We start from the raw sequence: 13,937 nt of genomic DNA, 5'->3' as shown, positions 1-13,937 counted from the left end.
ATGTGTAAGCGGCAATACGCTTCTACGTCATCGGCATCCGCACCTCGTCCAGAAGCGCTGCCGCACGGGCGTAGAATTCGGCGCGGATCGGGGGCAGTTCCATCGGGATTTCGTGGCGGCCCTTGGGGACGGAGATCAAGGTGCCGTTGGGCCAGCGGCTCATGCGGTCGCGCACGGCCTCGGAATCGACAATCGCCTCGTCGGTGCCAAGGAAACAAAGGGCAGGTATGTCGGGTGAGGGCAGGCGGGCGGCTGCGGCGTTTTCAGCCGTTGCAACAAGCACCCAGTGGCTCGACGGTCCACCAAGGCCAAGGCGCGGTTCTGCCTCCACCTGACGACGCATGTAGGCATACATCTCCGCGTCACTGGTCAGTGTGTTCCCCTCGAAGGGTTGGACTTGGTAATAGGGTTTCCCGTTGGTCCCGGGCGCATGCCTGTTGGCGAAGCCTGCGGCCTTGAGCACGGGAGCTACCACCCGTGTGAGAAGCTTTTGAGTTGGTGACAGGCCAATGCCCCACATCGGCGCAGAGAAAGTCGCCGCCTCGAAAGGGTGGTCGCCCATTAAGGCGCGCAGGCCAATGGCCCCTCCCATGGAATGCGCGATCATGCCCCACGGCTTCGGAAGGTCGAGCCGCTTTGCCATGTCGATCACGGCGGCAAGGTCGCGTTGGTAATCGGAAAACCGTTCGACATGGCCGATGGTGGGATCGTCCAGAAGGCGATCCGCCAATCCCTGACCGCGCCAGTCTATCGCAAGTGAGGCATAGCCCAACTCGCCCAGAACCGCCGCGCCACGGGCGTATTTCTCGACCGCTTCCGTGCGGCCAGGCAGGATGAAGATCGTGCCTTTCGGTGTCTCCCCGATCATCGCGGGATCGCGCCAAATGCCCGCGCGAATGCGGATACCATCATCGGCAGTGAGCCAATAGCTTTCCCACGTCTCTGGTCCTTGGGCCACATCCGCGTGATAGGGCGCGGTTGGGAAGGGAGGCTCGGTGCGGGAGGCATTGGTTTGTGCTGTCACGTGTGGAGGCTCCGTTGTGGCAGGGGGGGCAGATGTGCGGCGTTGTGCGTCGAGAGAAGGTCGTTGTGCGTCGAGAGAAGGTAATGTGCCGTGGCGCGCTGATGCGCGCCACGAAAAATCGTTAGACCAGAGCCGCGCCCAGTTGCATGGCCATGCTCATGTCGCCATCGACGGACAGCGAGCCGCCCATGAATGCGGCGGTCGGATTAACCGATCCGTCGAGCATACCCTGAAAGGTCTCAACATCGGCGGTGAGGGTCACATCCGCGTCGTCGTCGCTGGCGCGTGCGCCGTTCTCGTCGATGACGATGGCTCCCTCGCCTTCGATCACGAATTTCGCGGTGCCAGCGGAGAAACCGCCGTCAATTTTCTCGTTCAGTTTTTCCACGGCTGCGGTGACGATATCGCTCATGGGTCTTCCTTCCTTGAGTGGCGCCCAAGCGGCGCCGAATTGGGCAAGCACGCTGTTGGCGCGCGGTTTCGTGCTCGGACGTGTGCGACGCGGGCGGCTAAAGCCATTGCCCCGCGCAACCGACACGCTACACTTAGTCCTGTTATGGAAAGATTACAGGCCATTCTCAAACATATCGTTACGTCCTTTGCGCTGTCACTCCTGATTTCGCTCGGGCAGGTGATTTGGGGCGCGGGCGGTGCCGCCTATGCCTTGGATGATCTGCGGCTTGCCGATCTCTTCGACCAACTCGCCACAGCACCACGCGACGAAGCGGGGCAGATCGAGAGCGAGATTGCGTTAGAGCTTGCGCGTTCGGGGTCGGATGCGATGGACCTGCTTCTGGAACGGGGCGAGGCGGCGTTGGAGGCGCAGGACACGGAGACTGCGATTGCGCATTTCACCGCGCTTGTTGACCACGCGCCCGATTTCGCGGCGGGTTATAACGGGCGGGCCACGGCCTATTACATGGCCGGTCTCGTCGGTCCCGCAGTGCAAGATATCGCGAGGGTGCTCGCGCTGGAGCCGCGTCATTTCGGGGCGCTTTCGGGGCTGGCGCTGATTCTGGAGGAAACGGGCGATCCTGAGGGCGCGCTTGAAGTGCTGCGGCAGGTTACGGAAATCCACCCCTATATGGAGGGGCTATCGGACCGAATAGCGCGTCTTGAACTGGCGCTTCAGGGCGTGGCGCTTTAGAAACGGGCACAAGGACACCATAGGGCACACCGCCTCATCAGACAGGCCATTCCAGACACGCCACCACGAACCACGCTATTCCAACCACAAAGGGCGCCGAAATGAGCGGCTACTCGGGCATGACGCCAGCCACGGTCGGTCAGATCACGGCGGTTCTCGGCCCTACCAATACGGGCAAGACCCACTACGCGATCGAGCGGATGCTGTCTTATCGCACGGGCGTGATTGGCCTGCCGCTGCGGCTCCTTGCGCGGGAGGTCTATGACCGAATCGTTGCGATCCGTGGCCCGTCTGTTGTGGCGCTGGTGACAGGTGAGGAGCGCATTGTTCCGCCACGCGCGCAATACTGGGTCTGCACCGTGGAGGCCATGCCGCAAGACACAGGCCCAGACTTCCTCGCCGTGGACGAGATCCAGCTTTGCGCCGATCCCGAGCGCGGGCATGTCTTTACCGACCGCCTTTTGAATGCACGCGGCACGCATGAGACCTTGTTTCTGGGTGCCGAGACCATGCGAGGCACGATTCAGCACCTCGTGCCGAAAGCGCAATTCATGCGTCGCGAGCGGTTCTCGCGCCTGACCTACGCAGGTTCGAAAAAGATAAGTCGGATGCCCGCTCGCGCCGCAATCGTGGGTTTTTCTGTTGATAATGTCTATGCAATGGCCGAACTCCTGCGCCGCCAGAAGGGCGGGGCGGCGGTGGTCATGGGGGCTTTGTCGCCACGCACACGCAACGCGCAGGTAGAGCTCTATCAGAACGGCGATGTGGACTACCTCGTGGCCACGGACGCCATCGGGATGGGGCTCAATCTCGACGTTACCCATGTGGCCTTCTCCTCGACCATCAAGTTCGACGGGCGGCGGATGCGGCATCTCGCGCCCAACGAAATGGCGCAGATCGCAGGGCGCGCGGGGCGTTATCAGACCGACGGCACCTTTGGTGTCACTGGTGAGGCCGAGCCGCTTGATGACGAGGTAATCGAGGCCATTGAGGAGCATCGGTTCACTCCGCTCAAGAAACTGCAATGGCGCAATTCGCGGCTGAACTTTGGTTCTGTGCGCGCTCTGATTGCTGCATTGGAGGCTTCGCCTGAGGATAGCGCATTGGTCAAGGCGCGTGAGGCCGATGATCTGGCCGCGCTCAAAACGCTTTCAAGTCTGCAAACGGTTGCGCCGCGCCTGCGCACCTCGCGCGATGTGCGACTTTTGTGGGACGTATGCCGCATTCCCGATTTCCGCGATATCAGCCACGGGGAGCATACGTCGCTTCTGGAACAAATCTTTGGTTTCGTGCACGAATACGGCCGTGTGCCCGATGATTGGTTGGCGGGGCGCATCAAACGGATCGATCGTACGGACGGCGATATTGACACGCTGTCTAAAAGGCTGGCCTATGTGCGCACTTGGACCTATGTTGCGCAACGTGCGGGTTGGGTCGATGACGAAAGACATTGGCGCGAAGCGACCCGCGCAGTAGAAGACCGATTGTCAGATGCGCTCCATGGCGCACTGACGCAGAGATTTGTGGACCGGCGGACGAGTGTGCTCCTTCGGCGGCTCAAACAGAAGGAGAGCCTTGTGGCCGAGGTGAACGACAAGGGTGAAGTGACGGTAGAGGGCGAATTCGTCGGCCGTCTCGAAGGTTTCCGTTTCAGGCAGGACAAGGCGTCCAGCCCAGATGAGGCGAAGACGCTGGCAGCAGCGGCGGTTGCCTCGTTGGCGCCTGAATTCAATCTGCGGGCGGACCGTTTTTATAACGCTCCCGATACGGAAATGGATTTCACCGAGCAAGGTGGTCTGATGTGGGGCGAGATGGCCGTGGGCAAACTCGTGGCGGGCGACGACCCGCTCAAGCCCCGTGTCGAAGCTTTCGTCGATGAAGCGGCGGGTGCGGATGTGGCCGAGAAGGTCACGCGCCGTTTGCAGCATTTCATCGACCGTAAGATCTCGACCCTGTTCGAGCCGCTTCTGGCGATGTCGCGTGACGAGGCTCTGACAGGTCTGGCGCGCGGATTTGCTTTCCGTCTGGTCGAATCGCAGGGGATTATTCCGCGCGATCAGGTGGCCAACGAGGTCAAGGAACTCGACCAAGACGCCCGTGGCGCACTGCGCAAACACGGTGTGCGTTTCGGTCAGTTCACCATTTTCATGCCCGCGCTCTTGAAGCCCGCGCCGACGCGCTTGCGTCTGTTGCTGTGGGCACTGGCCGCGAAGTTTGACGTTTTCCCTGACAGCCCGCCGCCGGGTCTTGTGACCATCCCCGCGCTTGAGGGCGCGCCTGATGGTTATTACGACATGTCGGGCTACCGCCTTGCTGGTGCTCGCGCGATCCGTATCGACATGCTCGAACGTCTCGCCGACCTGCTGCGCAGTCAGGACAGCCGTGGCGGTTTTGAAGCCAATCCCGATATGCTCTCGATCACGGGTATGACGTTGGAACAGTTTGCCGACCTGATGAGCGGCCTTGGCTATCGCGCTGAAAAGGGCGAGCGGGTCAAGGTAAAGGCGGTCGAGGCTGCTGCTCCTGCCGCGTCCGAGACAGACGATGCAGCCGACAAGGATGCTGCACCTGCCGAGGCGGAGGCCAAGACCGACGAGGTTAAGGCTGAGGAAGCTCCTGCCGAGGAGACCACCTCGACAGATGAGGCTGCAACGGCAGAAGCCGCAACGGAAGCTCCCGCTGAGGATGCCGCGCCTGAAATGGAGGTCTTCTATACCTTCAAGTGGGCGGGTAATCGCGGCGGAAACCGTCGTGGCGGCAACCGTCCGCAGGGGCAAAAGCAAGGTGGCAAGCCGAAGGGTAAGGGCAAAGGCCCGCGTCGCGACGGTGGTGGCAAGGGTGGCAACAAGCCGCAAACCTATGCCGCACGTCCTCCGCGTCGCGAAAAACCCATCGACCCTGACAACCCCTTCGCCGCGCTGGCTGCACTGAAGGACAAGAAGTAAGCCGAAATGGCTGAGCGGGAAACCATTCGCCTCGACAAGTGGCTTTGGTATGCCCGCTTTTTCAAAACCCGCGGTCTGGCGGCGAAAACCGTCACCGCGGGTCACGTGCGGGTTAATTCCAAGAAGGTAGCGAAAGCCGCAACCGCCGTTGGTGCGGGCGATGTGCTGACCTTTGCGCAAGGCCGCGCGATCCGTGTCGTGGAGATTGCCGCTTGCGGCACGCGCCGCGGCCCTGCACCCGAAGCGCAGACACTTTACACGGATCGCAGCCCGCCGCCGCCCGATCGGGACGTTGTTCCACCATCGCCGCGCTTTGAAGGAAAGGGGCGCCCGACGAAGAAAGATCGTCGCACCGGTCTCCTTTCCCGCCGTGATATGCTTGAATGATCCGCGCCGTGGCGGTAGCTAGGTGCCACGGTTAAACGAGGACCCTACGCCCATGACTTACGTCGTCATCGAAAACTGCATTGCCTGTAAGTACACTGACTGTGTCGAGGTTTGCCCTGTAGACTGCTTCTACGAAGGCGAGAACATGCTGGTGATTCACCCCGACGAATGTATCGACTGTGGCGTGTGCGAACCTGAATGCCCTGCCGACGCGATCCGCCCCGATACCGAGCCGGACATGGAGAAATGGGTCGAGTTCAACCGTAAATATTCCGAAGCATGGCCTGTGATCCTTTCGAAAAAAGATCCGCTTCCTGGCTATGAGGAAAAAGACGGCGAGCCCGGCAAGATGGAGAAATACTTCTCCGAGGCACCTGGCGAGGGGGATTGATCCCACAAGCCCTTCTTTGTGAGAGGGGAGGCTGTGCGGTGGTCTGAGATGGATTTCCGCGCGCCAATGTGATTCGCTCAAAAGGCCGATTTTGCGCATCATCGCGCGTTTTTCGCCCGTGTTCCTCTTGAGAGGCGCGGGCGTGTTTGTTGGAAAAACGTCATATTTGTCAGGGGTACGTGCCTATTTCTCTGTTCTGCGGCTCCGTGGGGATGGTCTAGTTCGTGCATCGCTTTCTTTTGGCGCAATTTTTTGGTATGGTGGCCCAACCACGAAACGACATATCGCCCCTGAACCCCAGCGCTTCGCGTGACCGGGGATCAGGTTTTTCGCGCCGCGCGTCGGTGCTGTTGCAAGACAGACCGCGATTCCTTTCCACCCTTTGACAGGGGAGGCGGGGATATTTGGTGCGAGGGACCATGAAACGGGGCGATGTCGGGACTTCGTGGCATTGATGGTTCTGCGAGGAAAATGCTGCAAATGAGCAAGGCCAAGAAACCCGAATTCAGCCCCAACGACTTTGTTGTCTACCCCGCGCATGGTGTGGGCAAAATCGTCTCGATCGAAGAACAGGAAGTTGTGGGCGTGCCCCTCGAACTCTTCGTCATCTCGTTTGAGAAGGACAAGATGACGTTGCGCGTGCCGACCAATAAGGCCACCGAAGTGGGGATGCGGGGCTTGAGCTCACCCGACGTCGTGGCACATGCGATGAAAACGCTTAAAGGCAAGGCGAAGGTCAAACGCGCCATGTGGTCGCGTCGTGCGCAGGAATACGAGCAAAAGATCAACTCGGGCGATCTCATCGCCATTGCCGAGGTGGTTCGTGACCTGCACCGCGCCGACGACCAGCGCGAGCAATCCTACTCCGAGCGTCAGCTTTACGAAGCTGCTCTTGATCGGTTGACCCGCGAAGTGGCCGCTGTTGAAGGCACCGATGAAGTCGAAGCGCAAAAGCAGGTTGGTGACGTTCTGGTGAGCCGCGCCGCGGCTTAACCGTTCCTGACCGAGCTGGAATTTCTGACCGCCGTGCGAGCTGATTCTCGCGCGGCGGTTTTCCTTTGCCTGCCCCTCAGGTCTCCAACCCGTCGACGAAGCGCACCTCGCCCGTTGGGACGGGCGTCGAAGCGTCAAACGTGCGGTGGAGGATATAGCGCGGATGCAGTCCGCCGTATCTCAGCCTCCCGTCCGAGGTGAAGCCGAAGCGCGTGTAGAGCGCGGGATCGCCCGTGAGAACCACGCCTTTGGCCTTGGGTTCGCGGGCTTTGAGTGCGGCCAGTCCGCCTTCGATCAAGGCGCGCCCGATGCCTTTGCCCTGATGGGCAGGGTCGACCGCGATAGGGCCGAGTGCGAACCAGCCGTCATTCAGGCCTGCTATGGCGATAGGGGAGAAGGCAACATGACCTACGACTGTGCCAGCTTCTTCGGCCACCATCGAGAGGGTCAGGTCGCCCGCCTCCCGCATCCGTCCGATGGCGTAACCCTCGTCCCCGTCCGCATAGGGCATCGGGGCAAAGGCCTCTTGTGTCAGGTCGCAAATGCGTTGGTGGTCAGCAGGGGTTTCCGTGCGCAATCTCATACGCGCGGTCTCACAGCAGCGCGACGAAGGTGATCAGCGCGGTAAGCTCGGCGAGCAGTTGCGTCGCGCCGAGAATATCGCCCGTCTGACCGCCGATCTTGGCCCGTGCGATAGCCATGACGGCGGAGGTGACGGCGGCGATGGCACAGGCGGCGACCACCACGGCGACAAACCCCGCCACAAGCCATCCGAGCGCCAAGGCGATAAGCGCACCGAGCAGCACCGCTTCGCGTGGAGGGCGACCTGTCTGCACCGCCAGACCGTCGCGTCGCGCGTGGGGTAGCACGAGCATAGGCACACCGATGGCGGCGCGTGACAGGAGGGCAGCGGCGATGAGTGCAGGGACGATTGCGCCTGCATGGGCAAGGGCGGAGAGGGCGGCGAAGCGGATCAGGAGCGCGCCGATCAGGGCCAGCACCCCATAGGCGCCAATTCGACTGTCGCGCATGATCTCCAGACGGCGTGCGGGATCGAACCCACCCCAAAGCCCGTCGGCGCTATCGGCCAGCCCGTCCTCATGCATCGCACCTGTCACGATGATCGGCGTTACGAGAGCAAGGGCGGCGATGAGAGGGGCGGTGAGGGTAGCCCATCCTGCCAGTGTCGCCACCGCCGCCGCGATGATTGCCACGGCCAGACCTGCAAGCGGGAAGGCCCAGATAGCCTGTGCGGAGCGCTCGAAACGCGCGCGCACGGGCAGCCGCGTGAGCAGCGCCATCGCCGTCGCGATATCTCCTTGCTCGGGGCGAAAATTAACCGATCGGGTCTGTTTCTCCATGGGGTCTAGCGATAGACAAGCGGGCAAAGAAATACAATGCGGGAGCCTAGCCGATGTCCTTTTCCACCCTTTCCGAGTTACGCGCGCGCCTTCTTGATGCGCCTATGCCTGATGCTGCTGCGATCGATGGAGCCGCCGCACGCAACGCGCAGTTGACCAAGCCTGCGGGGTCGCTCGGGCGATTGGAGGAGATCGCGCAGTGGTATGCGGGCTGGCGCGGGAATGCGCAGCCGAAGGTAGAGGCACCGCAAGTCATTGTCTTCGCTGGCAACCACGGCATCACCGCGCGCGGGGTTTCGGCATTCCCTGCGGAAGTAACGGTGCAGATGGTGGCGAATTTCGAACACGGCGGCGCGGCGATCAATCAACTGTCGCGCAACGCAGGGGCCAGCATGTCTGTCCATGCCATCGAGCTTGATCGTCCCACGGGTGATTTTACCGAGACTGTGGCGATGGACGAGGCCGATTGCGTTGCGGCGCTGCGCGTGGGTTGGGATGCGGTGGACGAAAAAGCCGACCTGCTCGTCGTAGGCGAAATGGGGATCGGCAATACGACCTCGGCGGCGGCGATTGCCCATGCGCTTTTCGGCGGCACGGCAGCCGATTGGGTCGGGCGCGGGACGGGCGTGGATGACGCGGGCCTGAAGATCAAAGAAGAAGTGGTCGCGGCGGGCGTGGCTCTGCACGGCGACAAAGACCCGCTCGACATTCTTGCTGCCTTGGGCGGGCGCGAACTGGCAGCGATGGCTGGGGCGATTGCGCGTGCACGCGACCTGCGCATTCCCGTGGTGCTGGACGGGTTCATCTGTACGGCGGCGGCGGCGACATTGGAGCGGGCTGTTTCCGGGGCGCTTGATCACTGTATCGCGGGCCACGAGTCCGACGAGGCCGCACATAGTCGCCTGCTTGCAGGGATTGGTAAGGAGCCGCTTCTTTCGCTCGGCTTGCGCCTTGGCGAAGGGTCGGGCGGGGCGTTGGTCATCCCCTTGGTGCGGGCGGCGCTCGAATGTCATTCGGGTATGGCGACCTTTGCGGAGGCGGGGGTGTCGGCGGGCTAACCGCTGCTCCCGCTCCCATGAAATCGGTTCACTCGGCGGCGGGTTTTTCCTGCGCCTTGTGGCGGGCTTCGAGCTGCTCCATCAGGCTGGCTTCGAGATTGCGATCAAGGGTGCGGGAGCGCTCGACATAGGCGGTGTTCTCGCTCAGCGGCACCTTGGGATCCCAAAGCTCGGCCAGCACGCGCAGCGCCTCGCGGTCGTGTTGGAAATAGGCCTGCTCACTCATCGCGGCGTCATATTCGGAGAAGCCCATCTGTTCGAGCACGTAGCGGCCCGCGCGCAGTGAACTGTCGAACATCTCGCGCACGATTTTGTCCGCGCCTGCCTTGAACAGTTGGTAGACGTGGATGCGGTCGCGCGCGCGCACGATGATAAAGAGGTCGGGGTTCTGCTGGCGCGCATAGGCGACGAGGCGCGTGGCGGCCTCTGGATCGTCGAGCGTGACCACCAGAACCTTCGCATCGTTGATCCCTGCCGCATGGAGCAACTCGGGACGGGTGGGGTCGCCGAAGAACCCTTTGAAGCCGAATTTGCGCATCAACTGGATGGTCTTGAGATCGTTGTCGAGGACCACGGTCTTGAACCCCGAGGCCTGCACGAGGCGGTTGACCACCTGTCCGAAACGTCCGATGCCCGCGATGATCACGGCTTGTTGGTCGTCGATTTCATCTGCCTGTCTCATGCTGCCCTCGCCACGTTCGGTAAGCTTGCGGCGCAGGTAGTCGTGGAGGATGAAGAACAGCGGTGTGAAGACCAGAGACAGCGCGATGACCAGCATCAGCCGCTGACCGAGCCAGACGCTAAGAACGCCTTGCTGGAGGCCAAAAGTGGTCAGCACCATGCCGAATTCCCCCGCCTGTGCCAGCGCCAGTGCAAAGAGCCATTGCGCGCGTTTGCGCAGCGAGAACAACCTCCCGATGCCGTAAAGGATCAGGCCCTTCGTCACCATAAGGGCAAGCGTCGCGCCGACGATCAGCATGGGATCGCGGAACAGGATGGTGAAATTGATGCCCGCGCCCACGGCGATGAAGAAGAGGCCAAGTAGCAACCCTTTGAAGGGTTCGATGGAGCTCTCAAGCTCATGTCGGAACTCGGAGTTGGCCAGCACCACACCCGCGAGGAAGGTGCCGAGCGCGGGCGATAGTCCCACGGCGTTCATCAACAGCGCGATTCCCACCACCATCAGCAGCGCAATCGCGGTGTAGATCTCGCGCATGTTGGCGGCGTGGATAAAGCGGAAGACGGGGCGGGTGAGGAATACACCTGCAAAAATGATTGCGCCGACCGCACCGAATGTGACCAGCGTCACGCCCCATGCTGGCAAGCCCTCGACCAGCGACAGGTTACCCGAATGGGCCAGATCGTCGACCGCACGGCTTATCGAGCCATCGGGGTTAATGGAAAGTTTCGACCCGACCGCCAGAAGCGGCATGAGGGCGAGCATGGGGATCACGGCGATATCCTGCGTCAACAGCACCGCGAAGGCCGAGCGCCCTCCGCCTGTGCGCATCAACCCTTTCTCCGACAGGGTTTGCAGGACGACCGCGGTGGAGGACAGAGACAGGATCATGCCAAGCGCCACGCCCGTCTGCCACGGCTGACCGAGGTAGATGGCGGCGGCGGTGATGACCCCGCCCGTGAGGCCGATTTGCAAACCTCCCAGACCGAGCAACTTGTGTCGCATTTCCCAAAGCGCACGCGGGTCCAGTTCGAGACCGATCAGAAAGAGCATCATCACCACGCCGAATTCGGCGACATGCATCAGGTCTTCGCTTTCGGAATGGGCGACGAGGCCGAACACGGGGCCGATCATGATGCCCGCGATGAGGTAGCCCAGCACAGAACCCAACCCGAGACGCCGCGCGATAGGGACCGCAATGACCATTGCCGCGAGATAGATGGTCGCTTGCATCAGGAGTCCGTTCATCGCGGTGTAATTTCCTTTTCCACGGGCGGGTCAGTTTTTGGGGGCGGCGGTCACAGGGAAGAACGGACCGCTCCTAAAAGATTAAGTCTGCATTGGTGAAGAACAAGTATCTCCACGTGAATAAATTCCGAAAGCAGCTATCAGAACGTAATTTTTGTATCCAAAGGGCCTTGGGTGCCGCTGCGATGTGACGGGTGATCCGTCGCATGGACAGGACGGGAAGGAATTAGCCTCCACCAACCTGCAAGGTGATGGAGCGGCCGTTCTTGACGTAGGTCAGTGCATCGGCGGAGATCGCCTGCACCCGTCCGCCATCGATGCTGTCGCCGACCTTGACCTTGCTGAACCGCCCTGAGGGCAGGCGCAGGAGCGCACGGCGGTCCGAAGAACTGCCGAAGACGCCGATCAGGTTGAGACGGCGCAGATTGATCTGGTTGGTTTCGGTGGCCGCGCGCGCCACGGTAACGGGTGCACCTGAAGGCAGAGGCGATTGCGGCACGTTCGCGGTGACGCCAGCGGCGGCCGAGTTGGTTGTGGTGTTCGCTTCGGCGGCCTGCGCTGCGGCTTGTTGAGCCGCGCGTGCGGCGGCGGCGAGTTTGGCGAAGTCCTGCGGGCGCGCTGACGGGATTGGTGAGGCTTCCACGCGCGGCGCTGTTGCGGCGGGCGCGTCCTGACCTGCAGCTTCGGCGGCTTCCTGTGCTTCCTGCTGGAGCGAAGCGGGACGCAGGGTGGGGCGGAAGGCGGCCAGTTGGGCCAGCGTCAACCCGCCCAGATTGGCGCGTTCGTTGTTCTCGATCAGCGCCTCTGGTCGCAGGCGTGGCACAAAGCCCTCAAGGCTTTCGCGGATCGCGTCCTCTTCGGCGGCGCGGGTGGCGGCGGGGCCTTCGGGATCGCTGTCAATGGCGGCTTGTGCGGCGGCAGCGGCTTCCACGGGGCGCGGTCCAGGCACCACATCGGGGCGGCCCGCGAAGACCACGGCACCGCTGGGCGTCAGGGCCCCTTCGGGGGTGGCACGCACAAGGCCGCGTTCGTCGAAGTCGTAGGTTGTCCCTGCGGGCGCGGGCGGCAGAAGGCCGTCGAGTGTCATCGGATCCGATTGTAGCCGCGCAACATCGGGCAGGGCGGTGGCGTCCTTGGAGCTGATCTGCGGGTCGATGGAGGCGATATAGAGCGCTTCCGTCGTGTCCTCGGCAGGGGCGGCGGCATTGCCCGCGTCAGGCGGGGCGATCCACACGCCTGTGGTCTCGAAATGCGCGGCGACCTCTTCGGCATCTGGCAAAGCTGCTTCAGGTGCGAGGGGCGGCGGCAATTCCGTTTCGGCCAGTTGCGGCGCGGGCGCATCAGGATCCTCGTCCAAAAGCGGTTCGGCAGGGAGCGTCTCCGCGAAATCTGCCTCTGGCTCATGGGCCAGTTCGCTTTCGTCGGGTGTGGTGTCGATGATGGTTGTCGGGGTTTGCGCGACTGTTTCGGGCGCCTGTTCTTCAGTGGGTAGGGTCTCTTCAGGCGACAGGGCGCTGGTCTGCGGTGCATCCGTGTCAGGCAGGAAACTGGCCCACAGGCCGATCAGCACAAGCGCGAGGATCAGCACGGCGGTCAGGATCAACCCCATGAAGCGCGGCTTGCCACGTGTCCCGCTCTCGCCGCGCGGCTTGCGTGCGCCAAAGACGGTCAACGCCTCCTCTTCGGTTAGCGCGCCACTCTCGGCAAGAACCGCGCTGTCGGGTGCGTCATCAACCAAAGGCTTGGCGGTAAGGCCGCTCGATTTCGGTGCTGGCGTGGACGCAGGCGTCGGGATGGGGGCGGACGCAGGGGAAGAGGCCGGTGGCGACACGGGAGATCGTGCGGGCGTCGGTGTTGGCGGCGTCAGAGATGCTGTGGTGAGCGCAGGCGCCTCTGCTGGCGCTTCAGTCTTCTCGGTTTCGTCGGCGGAGAGGGCGTCAGTCGCTGGCGTGGTTGGGGCGTCGGATGTCGTCGTGACTGTAGGAGCTGCCGCGCTCACCTTCGTGTCAGCCTTATCCTTTTCGACGCTCGTTTCCTTCTCGGACCGCGGGCGCCGAAGGCTGCCCAAACGTGCCAATGCGCGGCCCAGACCACCTCTTGTTTCCTCGTCGGCGGGCGGCGACAGCGGAGCGATTGCGGGTGCAACCTTGGCGTCTACTTTCGCGTCATCTTTGTCGTCGATTTTGCCCAGAGACAGGCTCGGCGGGGGATCGCTTGGTGTTGGCGTGCGTGGGGCCGCGGGGGGCGTCGATGCAGCAGAACTAAAGGCGCGGCCCAAGGGTGGCGGCGCGGGCATCGGCGGTGGCTCGGGCAATGCACCGCCACGCGAAACTTTGGGCGCGGGCTTGGCCTTCGGTTTCTTGGGAACATCATCTGCAGGCAGGGTGTCGGCCGTTACCGCGAGATGGGTGAGCGTTTTTTCTTCCGGCGCGTCAGGAGTGGCGCGGAAGAGGCGCGAGGACTGTGCCTTGATGCTGTCGGTCGAGACCTGCGGCGCGGGGGTGTCGCTTTGCACGCGGTTGGAACGGAAGGCGGTCAGCGGTCGCGGCTTGACGTCAGGCTCTTGCGCGGTTTCGGTGTGGTCAGTATCTGTTGACGCGGCCTCGCCGAGGGCAGATTTCTCCGTGTCCGTGTCCGTGTCCGTGTCCGTGTCCGTGTCCGTGTCCGTGTCCGTGTCCGTGTCCGTGTCCGTGTCCGTGTCCGT

12 protein-coding genes are annotated in these 13,937 nt (G+C 62.5%); 6 read left to right on the top strand and 6 right to left on the bottom strand.

Features of this window, described 5'->3' with window-relative positions:
* Positions 1 to 22 precede the first annotated feature (22 nt).
* Together ACN0SC_RS11920 and ACN0SC_RS11915 are read right to left on the bottom strand one after the other, a co-directional pair.
* On the bottom strand, positions 23 to 1,024 hold the full coding sequence (locus ACN0SC_RS11920) for an alpha/beta fold hydrolase (protein ID WP_417249900.1): 1,002 nt from the start codon (positions 1,022 to 1,024) through the stop codon (positions 23 to 25).
* Between the two features lie 121 nt (positions 1,025 to 1,145).
* Positions 1,146 to 1,436, bottom strand: coding sequence for an SCP2 sterol-binding domain-containing protein (locus ACN0SC_RS11915; RefSeq protein ID WP_417249899.1), 291 nt, complete (start codon positions 1,434 to 1,436; stop codon positions 1,146 to 1,148).
* A gap of 144 nt (positions 1,437 to 1,580) precedes the next feature.
* On the opposite strand from ACN0SC_RS11915, the gene ACN0SC_RS11910 reads away from it, so the two are divergent.
* The 5 genes from ACN0SC_RS11910 to ACN0SC_RS11890 all read left to right on the top strand — a co-directional run bounded on the left by ACN0SC_RS11910 (position 1,581) and on the right by ACN0SC_RS11890 (position 6,887).
* Complete coding sequence (locus ACN0SC_RS11910; RefSeq protein ID WP_417249898.1) at positions 1,581 to 2,171, top strand: tetratricopeptide repeat protein; 591 nt, start codon at positions 1,581 to 1,583, stop codon at positions 2,169 to 2,171.
* Between the two features lie 101 nt (positions 2,172 to 2,272).
* Positions 2,273 to 5,116, top strand: coding sequence for a helicase-related protein (locus ACN0SC_RS11905; RefSeq protein ID WP_417249897.1), 2,844 nt, complete (start codon positions 2,273 to 2,275; stop codon positions 5,114 to 5,116).
* 6 nt (positions 5,117 to 5,122) lie between these two features.
* Positions 5,123 to 5,503, top strand: a complete 381-nt coding sequence (locus ACN0SC_RS11900; RefSeq protein ID WP_417249896.1) for an RNA-binding S4 domain-containing protein — start codon at positions 5,123 to 5,125, stop codon at positions 5,501 to 5,503.
* 52 nt (positions 5,504 to 5,555) lie between these two features.
* Positions 5,556 to 5,894 (top strand): ferredoxin FdxA, encoded by a 339-nt coding sequence (gene fdxA / locus ACN0SC_RS11895; RefSeq protein ID WP_417249895.1) that lies wholly within the window; start codon positions 5,556 to 5,558, stop codon positions 5,892 to 5,894.
* A gap of 480 nt (positions 5,895 to 6,374) precedes the next feature.
* On the top strand, positions 6,375 to 6,887 hold the full coding sequence (locus ACN0SC_RS11890; RefSeq protein WP_417249894.1) for a CarD family transcriptional regulator: 513 nt from the start codon (positions 6,375 to 6,377) through the stop codon (positions 6,885 to 6,887).
* A 76-nt stretch (positions 6,888 to 6,963) separates the two neighbouring features.
* On the opposite strand, the gene ACN0SC_RS11885 is transcribed toward ACN0SC_RS11890, so the two are convergent.
* Both ACN0SC_RS11885 and cobS read right to left on the bottom strand, forming a co-directional pair.
* Positions 6,964 to 7,470: a GNAT family N-acetyltransferase gene (locus ACN0SC_RS11885; RefSeq protein ID WP_417249893.1), complete on the bottom strand. Its 507-nt coding sequence runs from the start codon at positions 7,468 to 7,470 to the stop codon at positions 6,964 to 6,966.
* 10 nt (positions 7,471 to 7,480) lie between these two features.
* Entirely contained in the window at positions 7,481 to 8,188 is a 708-nt protein-coding gene (cobS, locus tag ACN0SC_RS11880) for an adenosylcobinamide-GDP ribazoletransferase (protein WP_417249892.1), read from the bottom strand.
* 113 nt (positions 8,189 to 8,301) lie between these two features.
* Between cobS and cobT the strand changes: the two genes are divergently transcribed.
* On the top strand, positions 8,302 to 9,306 hold the full coding sequence (gene cobT / locus ACN0SC_RS11875) for a nicotinate-nucleotide--dimethylbenzimidazole phosphoribosyltransferase (protein WP_417249891.1): 1,005 nt from the start codon (positions 8,302 to 8,304) through the stop codon (positions 9,304 to 9,306).
* 28 nt (positions 9,307 to 9,334) lie between these two features.
* On the opposite strand, the gene ACN0SC_RS11870 is transcribed toward cobT, so the two are convergent.
* Together ACN0SC_RS11870 and pilP are read right to left on the bottom strand one after the other, a co-directional pair.
* A complete protein-coding gene (locus tag ACN0SC_RS11870; protein ID WP_417249890.1) occupies positions 9,335 to 11,233 on the bottom strand; it encodes a monovalent cation:proton antiporter-2 (CPA2) family protein in 1,899 nt (632 codons plus the stop codon).
* Between the two features lie 226 nt (positions 11,234 to 11,459).
* Positions 11,460 to 13,937 (bottom strand): type IV pilus biogenesis protein PilP (gene pilP, locus ACN0SC_RS11865; RefSeq protein WP_417249889.1); only part of this gene is annotated, 2,478 nt, incomplete at its 5' end.

The organism is Celeribacter sp. (assembly GCF_048261515.1).
Classification (GTDB): Bacteria; Pseudomonadota; Alphaproteobacteria; order Rhodobacterales; family Rhodobacteraceae; genus Celeribacter.
This window is presented reverse-complemented; position numbering and strand designations above follow the sequence as displayed.